The 19198-nt window shown below is 49.2% G+C and carries 11 protein-coding genes; 4 read left to right on the top strand and 7 right to left on the bottom strand.

Features of this window, described 5'->3' with window-relative positions; translation table 11 throughout:
- The first annotated feature begins 43 nt into the window (after positions 1-43).
- Positions 44-2452 (top strand): membrane-bound PQQ-dependent dehydrogenase, glucose/quinate/shikimate family, encoded by a 2409-nt coding sequence (locus ACQP6D_RS09035; RefSeq protein WP_100152157.1) that lies wholly within the window; start codon positions 44-46, stop codon positions 2450-2452.
- 190 nt (positions 2453-2642) lie between these two features.
- Entirely contained in the window at positions 2643-3143 is a 501-nt protein-coding gene (locus ACQP6D_RS09030) for a Spy/CpxP family protein refolding chaperone (RefSeq protein ID WP_100139635.1), read from the top strand.
- A 71-nt stretch (positions 3144-3214) separates the two neighbouring features.
- Here ACQP6D_RS09030 and ACQP6D_RS09025 read toward each other — a convergent pair whose 3' ends face one another.
- The 5 genes from ACQP6D_RS09025 to recC form a co-directional block, all read right to left on the bottom strand.
- Positions 3215-5302, bottom strand: coding sequence for a TonB-dependent receptor domain-containing protein (locus tag ACQP6D_RS09025; RefSeq protein WP_427858000.1), 2088 nt, complete (start codon positions 5300-5302; stop codon positions 3215-3217).
- Between the two features lie 119 nt (positions 5303-5421).
- Entirely contained in the window at positions 5422-6735 is a 1314-nt protein-coding gene (locus ACQP6D_RS09020; RefSeq protein WP_427857999.1) for a DUF445 domain-containing protein, read from the bottom strand.
- A gap of 245 nt (positions 6736-6980) precedes the next feature.
- Positions 6981-7382 (bottom strand): hypothetical protein, encoded by a 402-nt coding sequence (locus tag ACQP6D_RS09015; RefSeq protein ID WP_367489564.1) that lies wholly within the window; start codon positions 7380-7382, stop codon positions 6981-6983.
- A 50-nt stretch (positions 7383-7432) separates the two neighbouring features.
- A complete protein-coding gene (recB, locus tag ACQP6D_RS09010; protein ID WP_427857998.1) occupies positions 7433-11062 on the bottom strand; it encodes an exodeoxyribonuclease V subunit beta in 3630 nt (1209 codons plus the stop codon).
- A complete protein-coding gene (recC, locus tag ACQP6D_RS09005; protein WP_427857997.1) occupies positions 11059-14286 on the bottom strand; it encodes an exodeoxyribonuclease V subunit gamma in 3228 nt (1075 codons plus the stop codon). Before recC ends, recB begins: the two co-directional genes overlap by 4 nt.
- Positions 14287-14528: 242 nt before the next feature.
- Between recC and ACQP6D_RS09000 the strand changes: the two genes are divergently transcribed.
- Positions 14529-14900 carry a hypothetical protein gene (locus ACQP6D_RS09000; protein WP_257377951.1) on the top strand — a complete coding sequence of 124 codons (372 nt, stop codon included), beginning with the start codon at positions 14529-14531 and terminating at the stop codon, positions 14898-14900.
- A 77-nt stretch (positions 14901-14977) separates the two neighbouring features.
- On the opposite strand, the gene dsbD is transcribed toward ACQP6D_RS09000, so the two are convergent.
- On the bottom strand, positions 14978-16837 hold the full coding sequence (dsbD, locus tag ACQP6D_RS08995) for a protein-disulfide reductase DsbD (RefSeq protein WP_427857996.1): 1860 nt from the start codon (positions 16835-16837) through the stop codon (positions 14978-14980).
- Positions 16838-16991: 154 nt separating this feature from the next.
- Positions 16992-17765, bottom strand: a complete 774-nt coding sequence (gene folE2 / locus ACQP6D_RS08990; protein WP_427857995.1) for a GTP cyclohydrolase FolE2 — start codon at positions 17763-17765, stop codon at positions 16992-16994.
- Between the two features lie 257 nt (positions 17766-18022).
- Between folE2 and ACQP6D_RS08985 the strand changes: the two genes are divergently transcribed.
- Positions 18023-19180, top strand: coding sequence for a trans-sulfuration enzyme family protein (locus ACQP6D_RS08985; protein WP_427858015.1), 1158 nt, complete (start codon positions 18023-18025; stop codon positions 19178-19180).
- The last annotated feature ends 18 nt before the right edge of the window (positions 19181-19198 follow it).

Raw genomic sequence — 19198 nt, 5'->3', positions numbered from 1 at the left:
GGTGGCAATTTTTTATTCACACACTTCAGGTTAGGAGTAGTTGATGTCTGGTTCTTCAGGTGGTTGCTGGCGTTGTTTACCTCGCTGGCTGCTGGTATTGATTTTACTGGCAAGTGGTCTGGCGCTGGGCTATGGCGGGATAGTGCTGCTGATGCAGGGCGGATCCATGTATTATCTGCTGGCCGGTATTGCGTATTTGGTGCTGGCGGTGCTGGTAGCTAAGCGTAAGTCTTGTATGGCTTTAGTTTCACTGCTGATTTTTGTGGCAACGTTTATCTGGGCATTGGTGGATGCACCGGAGCTGACTTTCTGGCCGCTATTGTCGCGACTGGTAGTGCCGGCTCTGCTGCTGATGATGACTTTCTGGTCAGGCAGTGGTTATTCAGGTGTTTCGACTGGGGCTCGCCGTTTCTACAACTGGGGCGGAGCAGTTATTTTCCTGGCGTTGTTGGCTACGCTTATTGCGGCATATTTTCCGCATGGTGAGATTCGTAATCAGGTCGCCATTAGCGAGAATGCAGCTGCTGCTCAGGAAAGTGCGCGTAATCCAGCTGATTGGGCATTTTTTGGCCGTAATCAGCACGGGACGCGTTTTGCGCCTTATACGCAAATTAATCCAGATAATGTACGTAATCTACAGGTGGCATGGACGTTCCATACCGGCCGCCGTACCAGTGGCAAGGCGATTGGTGTGGATGAGAATACGCCGTTGCAGATTGGTGACAAACTGTATTCGTGTACGCCGGAAAATCTGGTTTCGGCTATTGATGCGGATACAGGTAAGCTGATTTGGCGCTTTGACCCAAAAGCGCGTACAGCTGAACATGTGACCTGTCGTGGTGTTGGCTATTATGATATGGATAAGGACGAAAGTCTGACTGCAGCTGAGAAAGCAGCCTATACTGAGCCGGTATGCCGCCGCCGTATTGTGGTTTCTACTGTTGATGCACGTTTATTTACACTGGATGCGGATAAAGGTACGTTGTGCCCAGGTTTCGGTAATAAAGGCTATGTGGACCTGAAAACCTATATGGGGCCGACTGAAAACAGTAAGCGCTATCACCCAACTTCGGTACCGGTAATGATGGGGCATCTGACGGTGGTTGGCGGCTGGGTACGTGACATCGTGCATGGTGAGCCTTCCGGTGCGGTGCGTGCGTTTGATGTGCGTGACGGTAAGCTGGTGTGGACTTGGGATATTGGTAAACCGGATGGTTTAGCTAAACCTGGTCAGAACTATACCTTAGAAACCCCAAATGTATGGACTATTCCTACTTATGATAAAGAACTGAATCAAGTTTACTTACCAACTGGTAATGGTCCTCCGGATTACTGGGGCGGTGACCGCAATCACATTAAAGAAAAATTCGGTGCGGCTGTGGTGGCTCTAGATGCCAGCACGGGTAAGCTGCGCTGGGTGCGTCAGCTGATTCACCATGATGTGTGGGACTATGACCTGCCTTCTCAGCCGGTGATGTATGATGTGACTAATGATAAGGGACAGAAAGTTCCTGCTCTGATTCAGACCACTAAGACCGGTCAGATTTTTGTGATTGACCGTCGCAATGGTGAGTTTGTGACTAAGGTAGTGGAACGCCCTGTACCGACTGCTCCGGCTGCAGAAGGTGAGCATCTGGCGACTACGCAGCCGGATTCGGTAGGTATGCCGAGTATCGGAAATGAAACGCTGACTGAGCAACGGATGTGGGGTATTACACCGTTTGACCAGCTGTATTGCCGTATTTTGTTTAAGAAATCGGTATACAAAGGCCGTTTCACGCCACCGGGTGCGCAACCCTATATTGAATGGCCTAGTCTATTGGGTGGTATGAACTGGGGCGGTATTTCGATTGATGAATCGCGCAATCTAATGTTTGTTAATGATATGCGCATGGCACTGCGTATGCAGTTGGTCACTCGTGAGCAGGCTAAGCAGTATAAGGTATCCACTGATGAAGTACCTGGCTTTATGGGTACAATCCGGCCGCAGGTGGCAGGTATTTATGGTGGGGTGAAGATTGATATTCTGCAATCTCCACTGGGTGTGCCGTGTCAGCAGCCTCCGTTCGGTACAATGAGTGCTATTGATTTAACCACTAAGCAGCTAGTATGGCAGGTACCTTTGGGTACGGTGCAGGATACTGGTCCGCTGGGTATTAAGACGCATCAGCAAATGCCGATTGGTATGCCTACTTTGGGCGGCCCTACTGCTACAGCTTCTGGTCTGGTGTTCTTTGCTGGTACGCAGGATTATTATCTGCGTGCTCTGGATGCGAAAACAGGTAAGGAAGTGTGGAAGGCGCGTCTGCCGGTAGGTTCGGTGGCTGCTCCGCTGATTTATGTTTCGCCGAAAACAGGTAAGGAATATGTAGTGATTTCAGCTGGTGGCACCAGCCATGCTACGGATGTAGGCGATTATGTAATTGCTTATGCGCTGCCGGATAAGAAATAATTCTGGCCGTTTGATTCAACAGCACCTGTAATGCAGGTGCTGTTTTTTTTCTGATAGCGCTATAATGGTATTGTTTACTTATTAATTGCATTTATATTCCTGTTTTTACGCTGGTTTATGAAATACTGTTGATGATATAAGAATGTGATGCTGTGGTGCATTGTTAACTGAAATAATAAGGAGTTGTGTTATGAAAAGTTTTACCCGTGTAGTAACGCTGGCTGCTTTATCTTCTTTGAGTATGGCTGCTTTTGCAGCACCCGCAACGGAGGTGCCCACTGCGGTGATGACTGAAACTGTAGTGGTTCAAGAACATGCACCGGTAAAAGGGTGGGTGAATACGCATTCAATTTTGCCGCAGTTGAATTTGAGTACGCAACAGAAGGCGCTGGTGCAGAAAATTGATCATCAATATGCTAGTCAGCGTCCGTTGATGAGTAATGAAAATCGGCAGACATTGTCTAATCTTCAGCAGCTGCGTAGAAATCTGGTTACTGGCAAACGTTTTGATGATGCTAAGGCTAAGAATATGATTGCGCAGGAACAGCAGATATGGGCGCAGCAGCAACAGGCTCGTGCTGATTATGATTTTTTACAGCTGAAACGGGAACACGATATTTATCAGATTCTGACGCCTAAACAGCAGCAGCAATATTGGCATTTACGCCAGCAGCAGAAGTTGTTGCGCTGATGCGCTGGTGTCTATTCTGTTGATTGAAAACCCCGGATATCCGGGGTTTTTGTATGTGGGTTGGCAATGTATCAGAAGCGTATCTGAGCCCGTGCCCAAAGAGTACGGCCGGGTTCGTTGACGCGACGTTCCTGTACGGAATAGGTGTCGAAGTCGTAGGCAGATTTGTTGACAGCTTCGGCATAGGTTTTGTTGAAGAGGTTGTCGATGCCGATTTGTACGAGTGCGTGTTTGTTGGGTTTCCAGCCTGCATTGAGGGCAAGCGTGCCGAAACCATTGCTGCGGCCTAAATCCATGCCGACGATGTTGCCCTGATTTTTGGCATAGCGATGCTGGCTGGCAGCTAAACGCCAAAGGGCACCGGCGCTGAAGTGTTCGTTTTCCCAGTTGAGGTACGTGCGCCATTCTAGTGGTGGTGTTTGTGCTAGCGGCCGTTTGTCGCTGCGGTTGCTGGCGTAGGTATAAGCCAGACTGCCACCAAGATTCCAGTGTGGGGTAAACTGCCAGTTGGTTTTGGCTTCGAAGCCATAGCGACGGGCATTAATCTGGCGGGCAAAATTTTTGTTGTTTATGCTTTCAATCAATATGAAATCATTGATTCTGCTAGCGAAGATGTCGATGGAGCTGGTGATGCTGCTGCCTTGATAGCTGAGACCAGCGTCGATTTCGTGGTTGGTTTCTTTGTGCAGTTTTTCTCCATTTGTTTTGCTGCGTTCCCAATAATCGGGGGCACGCTCGGCCTGACCATAGCCAATATAGCTGGTGAATCTGTCACCACGGTGTTGCAAACGCATGAAGCCTGCGTTTAGGCCTTCATGTTGATGTAGATAATTTGGGGCAATGGTATTTTTCTTAGGGTTGAACTGGGTATTGGTCCAGTCGTGACGCAGACCACCGTAGAGGCTATAGTTTTCGTCGAAATTCCATTCGCTTTGCACGTAGACACCATGGCGTTTATAAGTCTGATTCCATTCAAACGGCCATCTGGTGAAGTTTTCTGCCTGATGTTTGTCGGTGCTCATTACCATCGGGCGTGCGCTGACTTCGTCACTTTGCCAGTCTGTGCCAATTTCGCTGTGGGTGTTGCCAAGCTCTATCTGTGCCGACAGTTTGGCTGATTTAATTTCACGTCCTGGATTCATGACTGAATACAAGCGCCGTACCGGCATGGCTGCTTGATGCGTACTGTCCATTCCGTTCATGCCTGTACCCATTTTCATGCCCATACCCATGCCGCCATTCATTTTCATTGGTGGAGTAGTACGCAGGCTGAAGTTGTCCATGACATGATCAATTTTGCTGCGGCCGTATTCAAACTGTATCTGGCTTAGCCAGTCGGTTATGTTTTGCTGACGCAGTTTCATTGACCAGCCACGGCGGTTAAATTGGGTACCGTCCATTGACCGGTCGGCATAGCGGGCATGGCCGGTGCTGTGTTCGTACTGTACGGCAAGCAAGGTATCGGTGAAGGGTGTGAGGGCACCCTGAACTATTTGGTTGTTGCGCTTGAAAGCCGAATGAACGGTGTCACCATTACCATCTTTGTAGTCTTTTGATTCGTTGTGGCTGGCGTTGAGTCGAAGCCAGCCGTACTGGTTGCCTAGTGTGCTGTCTATGTAGGCATCGCTACGGCCAAATGAGCCTTTGGTAAGGGCGCTATCGAGTTTGGCCGTGGGCTGTGTTAGTGGTTTTTCGTCACGCATGAATCGGACTGAACCAGTGATCATACCCGGTCCCTGATTAACGGCTTGAGGGCCTTTGGTGATGATTACGCGGTCGTAACTGGCCGGAAAGAGATAGGATGTGGGCGGATCCATGCGTCCCGGGCAGCCACCGAGTACAGATTGGTCGTCGGCAGTAATGAGCAGGCGCGAACCGCCAAGTCCGCGCAGCAAAGGGTCGCCGGAGCTACCGCCTTTGCGGGTAACACTCATCCCGGCTACGGATTTGAGTAAGTCGGCACCATCCTGTGCCGGTAGGGGCTGAAGGGCGTTTTTGGGGTCGATAATTTCGATACCGGGTGCATTTTGCTTTGAAGCAACAACCACAATGGGACTTAGTTCGGCGGTATGAGGATCTGAATTAACTGGCTGAGCCTGCGCTTTGACGAGGATGCAGGACAGTGCAAGAAAAACAAGAAAGCGGGAGGGAATATACATGGGGTGAGTCTGTCCAGATGCAGGTATGGATGTGGCTTATTATATCTTAATCAATACAAACAAATCTTTAAACAATAAAATCATTTGTTTAGGGGGACAGGTTAATGTGCTTTAATTTTTTAGTGACTTAACCATTGTGATAGTACGTAGATGATGAGACCGATACATCCGCCCACCAATGTGCCGTTGATGCGGATGAATTGTAAATCGCGGCCAACACTTAGCTCGAGTTTATCTACCATCTGCCGGCTGTCCCAACTTTTTACTTTGTCTGCGATAAACTGGCTGACGCGATTTTTGTACTGCTGGATGAAATGGCGTGCACATAGTGTGATGCGGGTGTCGAGCCGGCGCATAAATTGCGGATACTGGCTGGCTTGCTGTTGCATATGGGTACACAGGCGGATGAGCTGTTGCTGCCACCAAGAGTTATGTTGAGTGATGTCCTGCTCACTCCAGCCGACGAAGCTATCCCATAAATCCATGATGCTTTGCTGTAAGGCGGATGATTGTAGTAATTGCTGCCGGCTGGTGGCCAGTTTGCGGTGCCAGCTGCGGTTGCGGCGTAACTGCCGCTCGATAATGAGCAGTTGTTTGCGACTGGCACGCCAGAATGCATGTTGTGGATTGTCTAGTACAGCGTCTATATAGGAATCAGCCCAGTTGAGGGCTTTGCCGGCTACCCAGTCATCTATCTGTGCAGTGAGGGTGGTTTTGAGGGAGGCTTTGAGTTTGTCCCATGTGGAGGGGTCGCTCTTTTCTATTCTGCCTACCCATGACAACAGGCTTTTTTCCAACTGAGCTCGTGTTTGTTCGTTTTGTAGCCAGCGGCGCACTTGTTGTAATAGCGCACGCAGGAGAATGGTGTCGATTCCTTGTTTGTTTATCAATAGCAAGATGTTGGCTAATGTTTTGCCTACGCGGGCACCGCTGTACTGTGTGTTTAGCAGTTGGCTAATGAATCGGGAGACGTCGCTAGCGGTGGCGGTGCGTAATAGGAGCGGAATCTGACGAGTAAGGATAGGCAACCATTGCTGTTGGTTGTCTGTATTGACCAGCCATTGTAATGCGCTTGTGGCCGGATGCAGACGATAAATGCGGCTGGCGATGGCTTTGTCTTGCAAAAAATTGTTTTCGATAAAGCGTGCGAGCTCATCGGCGATTTTATTTTGCTTTTGCGGCAGAATGGCGGTGTGAGGAATGGGCAAACCGAGTGGATGGCGGAATAGGGCTGTAACCGCAAACCAGTCAGCCAGTGCACCTACCATGGCTGCTTCGGCAAATGCTTTCAGGTAAGCGAGTGCCGGATAGTGCTGCTGCCACAGACAACTGAACACAAATAAGACGCAGGCAGCACACAGTAGGCTGGTAGCCAGAAGGCGCATGCGGCCTAATCGACGGCGTTGCTGCAAATTGTGTGCGGTTTGGGACATGGGTTTGGGCTGATGTGTTCTGTGGTAGATGTAGTGATTTTAGTGGTTGCTGTCCGGTTATCCAGTCTGATTTCCGGAATTTTACCCGATTAAGTAAAAATATGGATTTTGGGAGCAGATGTGTGTGACAGGCTGTTGTTTTTTGCCGGCAGGATTTGGATTGTGGGAAAGCCGCCTATCTTCTGTAAATGAGTTTGCGGCAAAACTGTGGTTTTGCCGCACGGTAGAATGATGCGAATGGAAATTTAGGCGCTAGGCTGCGGGCGTTGCCGTTTATGCTGCCACCATTTGAAAGCATAGCCGGCAATAACCGGAATCAGGGCGTAGATAATGAGTGCTGTCCAGCTGCCGTACCAATGTACCAATTTGGTTGTGCTGCCATCACTATTGAGCATGATTTCGCTTGAGCCGTGGTGAATGGCACGCCACCAGCACATGACCAGTAAACCCAAGAATAATGGCCATATGTTGCGCGTGCGTGCGCGTTGCCATAGCAGAAAAAACACCAGTGCCCACACCAGTGTCAAGGTGGTGACAAGCAAACCGGTATCTGTTGGCAGTTGCAGATAGCGGCAGATGATGAAGGTGATCACTACCCAGATGCCGGCGAGAATGGCCATGATGAATTCTTCGGGTTTATTTAGCATGCTGTTGCTTCCTTAGCGAATTTACGGCAGTTACGTTCAATATACCGCAGCTATTTTGCTTTGTCATGTGCTGGCAGCCATGGCTTCAGGGTACTGGTATCGATATCCCACTGCCAGATGCCATGCTGATTATGAGGATTAAGGCCGCGCAGAAACAGATACCGTACGCTGATGGTGGGCGGTAGCTGTCCGTGGCTGTGCAAAAATCGGGCGCAGGCGATGCTGTAGATGAGTGCCTGTAAATAGTAATGATGTCTGGCGATAGCGGTGTCCATGTTTGCTTGGGTATAGTCGTCAAGGCGGTTGCCCAGATGGTTAGATTTGTAATCAATTACATATACTTGCCCGTTAATGTCTTCGCCCATTAGGTCGATGGCGCCGTTGATATAGCCGCTGACGGTGGCAAAGTCCAGCTCTTGAGCTGCCTGAACACAGCATTCAGGCAGGCCGGGTGCTTGGGCAAACCACTGTTGTAAATCTGCGATATTAAAGTCGTCGACGTGTAGCATGAAATTCATTTCGGCAACGCGCTGTGTGATGGGCAGGCTTGCTATGGTGGTCTGTGCAGACAAGGGGCAGTGGCGTACGGCATCGCTGAGTTCCTGCATGGCAGCGGCATGGGTATTATCAAAACCGTAGCGGGCGAGACAGGCAAGTATTTGTTCTTGTTCGTCACTGTTGGCTGGCTGGCTAAATTCAGTCTGTTCTAGTATGGCATGCAGGCACAAGCCGGCATTGATGCCACGTTCAAATGCCAATAGGGCGGTTTCGGCTTCAGCAGAGGGGGTTACTGGCTGTGACAATATTTCCGCCTGATCGAGTGCTGGTGCCAGTTTTTCTTCTTCGAGGCTGTGTTCATGGTGACGGTATTCGTGGCGGCTTAAGCTGGTGAAGCTGGTATAGCGTACAGTCTGAAATTCTCGTGGTGGCAGGGTCAGGGCGCGATAAGGTTGCTCTGGCGCTGCTGCTTCATCCGCAACGGTAGGCGCAACACTGCCTTCGCACCAGTGAAACATGGATGTGCTGCAGCCGGCTAATCGTTTTTGCCATGCTGCATGCAGGGTGCTGGAGAGATTTTTTTTATGGGTTTGTTGCCAAAACTGTAGTGATTGTTCAAGTGTGCCGTCGGGCTGCCCGTCCAGTAACCATGCCATAGGGTTGCAGGCGGTGTTGTTGCAGGCAGCTGTATAGAGAATGAGTTGTTCACGGGCACGGGTGAAAGCTACGTAATACAGGCGCAAACGTTCGGCCATGCTTTCGCGTACCAATTCTGTGCGGTCAGTGTCGCTAAGAAGGCTGCTGGCAATCAGTTCTGTCTTATCCTGCTGATGCAAGCGCTGCCAATTTTCCTGATTGCTGATGGCCTCTTTGCCGTCCCAAACAAAAGGACAGAATACGACAGGATATTCTAGCCCTTTGGAGGCATGCATGGTAACAATTTTAACCAATGCTTCGTCGCTTTCCAGCCGCAGCAGGCTGTTTTCAGCTGCCGGCCGTTCGTTGTCGATGGCACTGGCTAGCCAGTCGAGCAAGGCGGTGGCAGTGGGCAGGGTTTGTTCGGCGTCGGCAAGTAATTCAGTGAGTTGCCACAGATTGGTCAGGCTGCGTTCATTGCGCTGGCTAAGCAGGTTCGTTTCCATGCTGGTGTGGCCGGCAAACCACTGCATGGCGCTATAAATCCCGTACTGTTGCCATAGCTCGCGGGTTTGCTGTGCCAGTTGTATCCATTCGCTGAGGTCGTTTTCGTTTTCGTTCAGTTGTGCCAGTTGTGCCGCTGTTTGGTTATACAGTATGCCGCCAAGAATAAAGCGCAAAATTTCGGTACGTTGTGGTTGCAGCCAAAAACGGAGCAGCGCCAGTACAGCCTGTGCTTCGGTACTGGCAAATACGGACTGATTACCCAGTGACACACTCATGATACCGCAGCGTTTAAGGGCACTGGCAATCATGCTGCCCTCGTTGTGGGAATGTACCAGTACGGCGATGTCGCCTGCCTGTAATGGCCGAGTATTGAGTAACAGTTCATCTCGTCTGCCTTGATTAATCAGGCTGGCTATTTCGTGGGCACAGCATTCTGCTGCACGTACACGCAAACTGTCTTTATTGGGGATAAGCTCTTCGCCTTTGCTGTTGAGCTCAATTTGTTCTGGTAGCCAGCGTACGACCACGGCAGGTACGACTGTTTTGTTCAGTTTGCTATGCAGGCGGCTTTCAAGCGCCTGTGCTTGTACCGGTGGGTAATCGATACCTTCCAGCACAAATGGCAGCTGTTTGCCATTGAAAAGATGCCCGATTGCCTGTACGAGTGCCTGATGGCTGCGGTAATTGGTTGTGAGGGTGTAGCGCTGTTGCGGCGGGGTATCGGCGGCAGCACGTAGATAGGCATGAATGTCGGCACCGCGAAAACGATAAATAGCTTGTTTGGGATCGCCAACCATAATCAGTGGTCGATTTTGCTCGGCGAAAGCGGTTTTGAATATTTTGTATTGCAGCGGGTCGGTGTCTTGGCATTCGTCTACAAGTGCTATTTGCCATGTTTGTGCTAATGCGGCAGCCAGTGCAGAGGCCATGGGATTTTCTGTAGATAGTGCCATACCAACGTCGGCAAGAAGATCGTCGTAGCTGCGTTGATGGCTGTGGCGCCGATGTTCGCTCAGACACTTTCTTACGTAATTGAAGCAATCCAGCTGTAATTGCAGTACAACGCTTGTGTCTGCAGCTTGCAGGGCGCTGAAAGCAGCGGCTAACTCGGCTAATACCGCTACTTCCGCTACCAGTACATCGTTTAGAGTTTGTCCTTTTTTGGTTTTTTCGTGCAGCTGGTCAGCAGACAGTTTGGCACATCTTTCTAGTGTTGCTGTGGAAAAGGTCGGTATGCTGGCTACACTTTCCAAAGCTGATTGTAGTTCGCAGAAAAGTTGTTGGTAGCTGCTAGTGCGATAAACATTGCCGTTGAGATGTGGCTGTAATTGCCAGAAAGCATCCTGAATATGAGCAAAGCGCGTACTGACAGTGTGCCAGGTCTGCTGCCAACATGCATGGATAGCATCTTTGTTTACAGCCGGCGGCTGGCGCAACTGGATATCGGCTATGCCACAATAACGACCCATTTCACGCATTAGGCGTGCCGGTGTTAGTTTGTAGGTTACCGCAAGCTCAGCCAGGTTGTTGTTATTGCTGACTTGCCGGCGCCAGAAATCTTCGGCAAACCGGCACAATAGTTCAGGGTCGGTTTCGATGGTTTCAGTATCAAACGGTGTCTGGCACAAAAAGGCGTAGTCAGTGAGTACGCGCTGACAGAAGCCGTGAATAGTGTAGACGGCGGCGCGGTCGAATTGGGTAATCGCTGCCTGTAGGCGCAGTATCAGACTATTTTCGTCTTCCTGAGCACGCGCATAGTCAATCAGCTGTTGCAGTACCGGATCGTTTTGTTCGGCGGGCAGAGTGTTTTGAAGTAAGGCCAGAGCTTGGTTGAGTCGTGTCCGCAGGCGGGTTTTTAGTTCGGCTGTGGCGGCTTTGGTGAAGGTCACCACCAGTATGGCATCTACCGGCATGTGTTCCAGCAATACCAGCCGTGCAAACAAAGCTGCGATGTTGAAAGTTTTGCCGGTACCGGCAGAAGCTTCTATCAAGCTACTGCCGTTTAAAGGCATGGTAATGGGGTTTAAGGCTTGGCTCATTGTTCTTTTTCGGCTGTTTCCAGCGCGGCCATCATTGGCAGCAGTAGTTCTTCAATCAGCTGCCAAAACAGCGGGCTGTCAATCGGCAGGGTGTCGTCACGGCCGAATACTTGGGCTACTTCGGGATATTCGGCCTGCGGTTTGCCGTTGTGGCTGTCCATATACATTTTAAAAGCTGCGCTGCGTTCTTCCGAGCCATATTCTGCTGGAGTGTTGGCTTTTTGTCGGCGCTTATACCAGCAGCGGGCGGCACTGAGACTGGTTTTCGGAAAAAACGGCAGTGGCCGGTATTGCCCAAGCTGGTAATAATCCAGCCATAAGGCCAGCTGCGCCTGTGCATCCGGCCGGCTTAGTGCGGCTAGCTTGCGAGGCTGGGGCGGGTATAGCTCGTAGGTATCCTGTTTAAACTTAGTGGCGCAGGCGCAAAAAAGTAAATGGCGCAGGTACAATTCAATGTTATCTGGTGCGGTGGGCGCCTGAGAGCGCTCGAGTAATTGTCCGCACTGGTGTATATGGCTGATGTTGCCATTAAGCTGAAGCTGTTGATGATTGAAAACGAAAGCGATATCGGCTACAGCGGGGCTAAACAGTATTTCACCGTCCAGAGCGAGTGTTTGAGTGCGTAAAGTCTGGCTGACAACTAAACCAAGCGCGCCTTCTGGCACCAGTCCGCTGACCGCCAATGCTGCATCCACGTCGTTAAAATCCAGATGCTGCTGGCGCGCGCGCGTGTAAGCACTATAGATTAAGGCGCTGTTTTCAATGGCAAATGGTTCTGCGGCGCTGACCGGTGCTTCTTGATACGGTGCCTGCCATTGCAATTGTTGTTGTAGCCAATGGCGTACCGGATTGCGCCAGAAACGGATAAACGTTTCAATATCAATTTCTTGTGGTTGTAATTCGGCTTCTTCTGTGGCTGCATAAAATGGCAGTGGCTTGACCGTTTTTTGATTCAAAGCTTTGGCATAATCAGAGCGGCTGCTGTTCAGGTCTCCATTAAAATATCGATAGGAAAACGGTTGTAATGGATGGCGAATGATATGTTGCTGATTGAACTGCAACGGGTTGCAGCCCGTCATAGCCGACAGTACATCTATTAGCTCATGCAGTAGGGCAGAAGGTGCCAACTCTTCGTTTTTGCGTATATCTTTACCAATATATGACAGATAGAGTTTCTCCCGTGCACTCAAAATGGATTCGAGAAACAGATAGCGGTCGTCGTTTCGGCGTGCACGGTCGCCTCGGCGTGGATGGCGGGCAATCAAATCGAAAGCAGCGGATTTAGTGGTACGCGGGTAGTCTCCGTCGTTTAGACCAAGTAGGCAAATGCAACGAAAGGGTAGACTGCGCATCGGCACCATACTGCAAAGAGTGATGCCACCCCGTAAAAAGCCGGCCTGACGAGTGCCGGATAGATAGTTCTGTAAATGCTCTATGGCAATTTCTGGCTCAATTAGACACTCAAATTGTGCCAGCTTTGCTTGTGCCTGCCATTCGCCAAGGCTGGTTTCCAATTGCTGCATGGCTTGACCAGCCAGAGAATCTGCATCGGCTATATCGCGCAGGAGCAGGCGTGTGCGGGCAATCCAATCGCTGATGCTGGCAGCGCTTTGCCAGCAGCTGTGGTGCTTAATCAGACAATCAATTAATTGTTGTCCCCGAGCTAGAATCTCTGTCTGACCAACATCGCCAAACCATGGCAATTGTTGCTGCCACAGGGCAGTGCGTTTATCGTCTGGCAGCAGCCAGCCTAGTACAGTTCGTTCTCGTGCTTGCTGCCAAGTAAAAAGTTTGCTTTCACCGCCATATTTATGGCGCATATCTGTGTCTATGCCCCATCGCACACCTTGTTCTCGCCAGACACGGCTAATTAGTTCCACGTCGCTGTCACTTAAATCGAAATGTGCGCGCAGCGGTGATTCGTCTAATAAAGGCTGTATGCTTTCGATGTCGAAGCGGCTTTGCATGAGTTGTAAGAGTTTTTCCAGCAATTGCAGTAATGGCTCCTGCAAACTGATTTTTACGTCAGCAATGTTGTAGGGCAGTGCAGGGATGTTGCCCTGAGATTGACCAAATACCGCATGAATGAACGGTAAATAAGGCTCGATATGCGGAGTGAGTACGGCAATGTCCTGTGGCTGCCACTCTGGATGTGTGGCTAAATCCTGCATCAACTGCTCTTTCAGAATTTGCAGCTCACGTAAGCAGGAGTGTGCAGACACAATCTGTATAGAATTATCATAAGCTTGCTGTACATAAGGTGGGTCGGTCTGTTTCGGATAGTGCAGACACTGAATATCGTTTTGTAGCCGGTGTAGCAGGCTGTCGGCAGTGTCGCCGCATTCTGCATAAACTGGTGGCATGTACACTACTTCGCCTAAATCATTGAGTGCATCAAAAAAATCACGCCCCTGTTTTCCCAGACTGGCGAGTAGTGGATGGCCGACCATGCTTGAATCCGCTTGCTGATGCTCGAGCAGTAAATCAGCAGAAAGGACATTTCCCCAGTATTCGGCACATGGATTCACTGCAAACACATGTACATCAGTGTGCTGTGCCATTATCTGCAAAGCGTGTAGATAGACTGGTGCCAGAGTGGCAATGCCAAAAACAAAAATACGTTTCGGTAGGTGTTCTTCTCGCAGCTGTGACAAAAAATCTTGCATTAGGTCGGCACGATGGGGGAAATTGGTTTCTTTACTTAGCCAATACCATAATTCTGCCTGCCAGTCCTCATCTTCTCCAAGGCCAACTAATTCTTTTTTTTGCCAATTATTTATCCAATCATTGCGATAAATTAAATATTGGTCAAACATATCTGCAAGTTTGCCGGCAAGATGGTAGGGTGCCTGTATACTGCTTTCAAGATATGATTGCAATGCTTTGGCAGTCAGGCATAATTGCGCTCCCTGTAAATCATTGCTACGAAACAGGCTGAATAGGCGCCAACGCAGCACTTCTGTCTGAAAAGGATTGAGTCTGGGCGTGTCAGGTAGTACTTTATGAGTTAACTGCCAGATGTAAGCAGCTGGTAGGCTGAAATGTAGATTGGCTGCGATGCCGTGTTCCTGAGCCAGATAGTGGTTAAGGTAGCGGCGCATACCCTGACTTTGAACTACAATTTCAGTCGGTGTCCAGGCTGAATACTCGGCGGTGTGCTGATACACGCTGGCCAAAAGTGCAGCTAAATCAGATAAGTGATTGGATTGATAAACATACAGCATAACAGCTTCCGCCCCTGTTCAATGTTGCTATTATAGCGGTAGCAAGGTGGTTTGCATCTGATTCAGAACTGGAATTTGCTTCTGAGGGCTGATTGGGCTATCTGTATGAAGATAAATGAATATCGAAAAGAGCATCGAGTTAAAAAAATAGTTAATGCTGGTCAAAAGCGGGAAAAAATTGGAAAATAGATGCTTAAATACCCTGCCATAAGCAAGTATGGCATCAGAAGAAGGATATCACAGTGAGATTTGAAGGCGTCATTGATGAGCTAGCGGCAACTAAAGGTGTCATGGCGTGTGCTGTCGTGGATTATGAAAGCGGAATGTTTATAGATGGAGTCAGCCCGTCTGGCATGGATCTGGACATTCTTTCTGCTGGCAATACTGAAATTGTTCGTTCCGAGGTAAAAGCCATTGCACGCCTCTATGGACAGGAAAGTAATGAAGATGCAATAGATGATATTCTCATCAGTCTGCACAAACAGTATTACCTACTGCGGCCGATGAAGAATGTGAAAGGCGTATTCATGTTTATGGTGCTCGACCGTAAAACTGCCAATCTGGCTTTAGCTCGGAGAGCACTAAAAGTAGCCGACCGCAAATATCACGACTAAACACTTTTCTTTGATATAGCCGATACAGTTTGTTATCTGCGCGGCAGCCTCCCTGCATTTGCAGCGAGGCTGCTAATTTATTGTGCTTTCTGTACTTGTTTGTCATACCAGCTTAATAATTCCGGTGCTGGTACATAGCCAATTAAGGGTTTACTGCGATAGCCGTTGCTGTGTACCACAAATAGACCGGGTGGTCCGTACAAGCCATACTGTTGCAACATGTGTCGTTGCGCTGGTGTATTGTTAGTAACATCGATTTGTAAGAAGCGATCTTCTTCAATTACTCTTCTGACCGCAGCATTACTTAAAGTAAACGCTGTCATTTCTTTACAGGAAATGCACCAGTCGGCATAGAAATCCACGACTACCGGTTTGTCTGGATCCTTATCAAACAGCTCCTGCATGGCCTGTCGCAAATGAATTGGCTTAGTGAAATATCGTCCGAAATGCTGGCCGTTTGGCGGTGTTAATGTCAAAAAGCGATGGAGCGGGGTGACATGGTGCATGATGCTGGCTGTCATAAAATAAATACCACCAGTCAGAAATAGTATGCCGGCCAGTGCTGTGAACCAGCGTCTGCGTTTGGGGGCATAATACCACTGCCAGCCCAGATAACACGCCGGTGCTACCATCAGCAATGTATAAATGATGATCACCAAATAGTAGTTTAGAAACGGGGTGGCAATATAAGTGGCCGCGCCCAATAGCATCAACCCAAATAAATATTTTACACACGTCATCCAGTTTCCGGCACGCGGTAGGATATGTACGCCAAATACGGAAATCAGAATCAGTGGAACACCAGTACCCAGTGCCATGACATACAGTGCCATACCTCCCAGAGCAGCATCACCGCTCTGACCAATATAGCCCAGCGCAAAAGCCAATGGCGGTGCAACACAGGGACCGATAATTAGTGCCGACAATGCCCCCATAACCAGTACTGATAATAAATGACCGCCACGGAAATGGTTGCTCATGCGTTGAAAATATGCCTGCCAGCTGGCGGGTAGCTGAATACTGTATAAATCAAACATCGACAATGCCAGAACCACCAATATTGCTGCTGCAGATAGCACTACTGCCGGCTGTTGAAGCCAGCCGGTGAGAAAAGCTCCGGTACGTGCCGTTACAATACCCACCACGGTGTAAGTAAAAGCCAGTCCCTGCACATACACAAACGACAGCAGAAATGCCCGCCATTTTGTAGTTTTCTGGCGCGAACCCATGACAATTGCCGACACAATCGGCAGCAATGGGTACATACATGCCGTCAGGCTCAAACCCATGCCGGCAATGAAAAACGTCATTAAATTGGTAATTAGGGTTGTCCTAGATAACTGAAACAGACTGTCACTGCCCGAATTGCCAGACCAGTCCGGAGGTGGAGCAATAGCAGGAGGGCTGCTGAAACTATCCAGCTCCGGCTGAGTAGACGCAGAAGAGGGGACAATATGATATTTGCCAGTGCGGCTGATGGTAAGAGTATTTTCCACTGGCGGATAACAGATACCAGCTTCAGCACAGCCCTGATAGGATAAGGTCAGCTGATATGGTTCGGTTTGTGTGCCTTTGTTATAACGCCAGACCACATCAGTATGTTGGTAATAAACCTCTTGCTTGCCAAAGAATTCATCCTCTTTTTGTTTTCCCGACTGGTTAAACTGAGCGGCACCGAGCACGCCCGCCGGCTCAGTAGTAGCTAGAATTTTATTGCGGTATAAATAATAGCCATTTGCAATAACAAAATGTACCCGTATTTCATTATCATGTACATTTAACTGTGGCACAAAAGCCTGTTCCGGCGGCAACAGTCTGCCGTTATTACCGGCGGCCAGCCCAGCATGGCTTAGAACCAATAGCAGCGCAGATAACAGCAACAAATGCTTCAGTAGGAAATCCGTGCAGACACGCAAGCGAGAAAAAGAGTGATACATAAATGTCACAGTAGCCAGTGTAATTCCAACCAGAACATCGAACTCAGTAAATGGCTACCAGCAAAACCAGACGGGGGTAGCCATTCACTTCCCCTTATGTTTCCTAAGTTTATCCACACAGAAACGGATAAAGATTGAATGTTGAGATATCAAATCAGGGGTATTGTATCAGTGCATAGGCCGAGTGATTGTGAATAGATTCGAAATTTTCGCTTTCCACGGTAAAAGATTGAATGCGCAGGTCGTCTTTAAGCGCCGTAGCTACATCGCGCACCATATCCTCAACAAATTTCGGATTGTCGTAAGCGTATTCAGTTACATATTTTTCATCCGGCCGTTTCAGCAGACCATATAATTGACAGGAACCCTGCTGCTCCACCATATCAATGATTTCTTCAATCATCACAGCTTCGCAGGATTGTAGTGTAACTGTCACATGTGAGCGCTGATTATGTGCACCGTAAGCCGAAATTTCCTTACTACACGGACATAAGCTAGTTACCGGAATCATTACCTGCAACGTGTGCTGATAAATACCGTCCTTGATCTCCCCACAGAGCTTTACTTCGTAATCCAGCAGGCTGGAAATAGCCGTCACTGGTGCCTGCTTGCGCCGAAAAAAAGGAAAACGCATACTGATTTTACCAGCCGTTGCCTGTAGCTTCTGCAACATGCTCACGGTAAGCTCTTTGAGCGCCGCATAATCAATGCTGACTTGCTGCGATTGCATTAACTCGACAAAACGAGACATATGCGTGCCCTTCTGCTCGGCTGGCAGCGCTACTGTCATGGTTAAATCAGCTATTGTGTGTTGTTCACCGGCCGCACTCATAATACATAGGGGTAGCCGTAAGCCCTTCACTCCAACCTGATTGATTGGCATATTGCGTTTATCAACACTGCTTTGCACATCGGCAATAGTGTCCATTCTGATGGTTTTCCTCTTGAAACAATGTCAAATCTGCCCGCCAGATACTATAAAAACATCCAAACCGGCGGCACATAAGGCGTAAAATTATACTGTATGGCTTAATTCCGAGCAAATCACTCGGGTTTAGGTATTCGGCAACGTGAAGCTGCCTCAGAAGCAGGGTGCATGCTAAACTAAGCACCCGCGGCAGCCGGTATTTTGCCAGTACCTGCTGCGGTACCGACAAAACCAAGACTTATCCCAGCGGAGAAAATATGAAATTTGCCACACAGACCATTCATTCCAGTTATCAGCCTGAAGAGCATAACCGTGCTTTAATGCCGCCTATTTACCAAAACAGCATGTTTGCCCTGCATGAAATCGGCGAAAATATTCCGTTTCGTTATGCACGCATCTCCAACCCTACCCGTCAGGTGTTAGAAGATACGGTAGCCGAGCTGGAAAATGGTTGCGCTGGCTTTGCCTACGCCAGTGGTATGGCCGGAATTGATGCCGTGTGGCGTACTTTTCTGCGTCCAGGTGACACTATTGTGGCTGTAGCCGATATTTATGGTGGTGCCTACGACCTACTCACAGAAGTGTATGCCCAATGGGGCGTGGATGTTATTTTTGCAGACCTCACTAATCCAGCCAATCTGGATAGCATATTGGCACAAACAAAAGTCAAAATGGTATGGCTAGAAACTCCGAGTAACCCGTTATTGCGTCTGGTAGACATCGCTGCACTGTGTGAGAAAGCCAAAGCAGCCGGAGCCATTGTTGGTATGGACAATACCTTTGGCACTCCCTATGTTCAGCAACCGCTGAATCTGGGTGTAGACATCGTGTTTCATTCTGCTACCAAATATTTGTGCGGACATTCCGATGTATTAATGGGTATTGTCGTGGTTAAAGATGAGGCACATGCGCGGCAGTTGCGAGCACTGAGTATTCAAACCGGCGGCGTGGCCGGTCCAATGGACTGTGCGCTGGTATTGCGCGGTATCAAAACTCTGGTGGTACGCATGGATCGGCATCTGGCCAATGCAGCTGAGCTAGCGCGCCGGCTGAAGCAGCATCCGGCGGTAGAAAAAGTGTTTTATCCCGGCCTGCCTGAACACGAACATCACGATATTGCCTGCAAACAGATGAAGCATGGCTTCGGCGGAGTAGTCTCCATCTACCTACGCCAGAACAGCCGCGAAGCGGCCAACAGCGTAATTAAAAACTTGCGCCTAATCCGCATGGCTGCTAGCCTTGGTGGCGTGGAAAGCTTAATTAACCATAGCTCCAGCCAGTCGCACAGCGGCATGAGTAAAGAAGTAAAAGAAGCATTAGGTATTCGGGAAGGTCTGCTGCGTATTTCTGCCGGCATCGAAGATATCGAAGATATCTGGGAGGATATCAGCCATGCACTCAATACCTTGATTTAACCAGTGTAAGTGAACAAT

Origin of the sequence: Snodgrassella sp. CS2, assembly GCF_050310315.1 — a bacterium.
Lineage (GTDB): Bacteria > Pseudomonadota > Gammaproteobacteria > Burkholderiales > Neisseriaceae > Snodgrassella > Snodgrassella alvi_E.
Note: the sequence above shows the minus strand (reverse complement) of the source record. Positions and strands in the feature narration are given on the sequence as shown.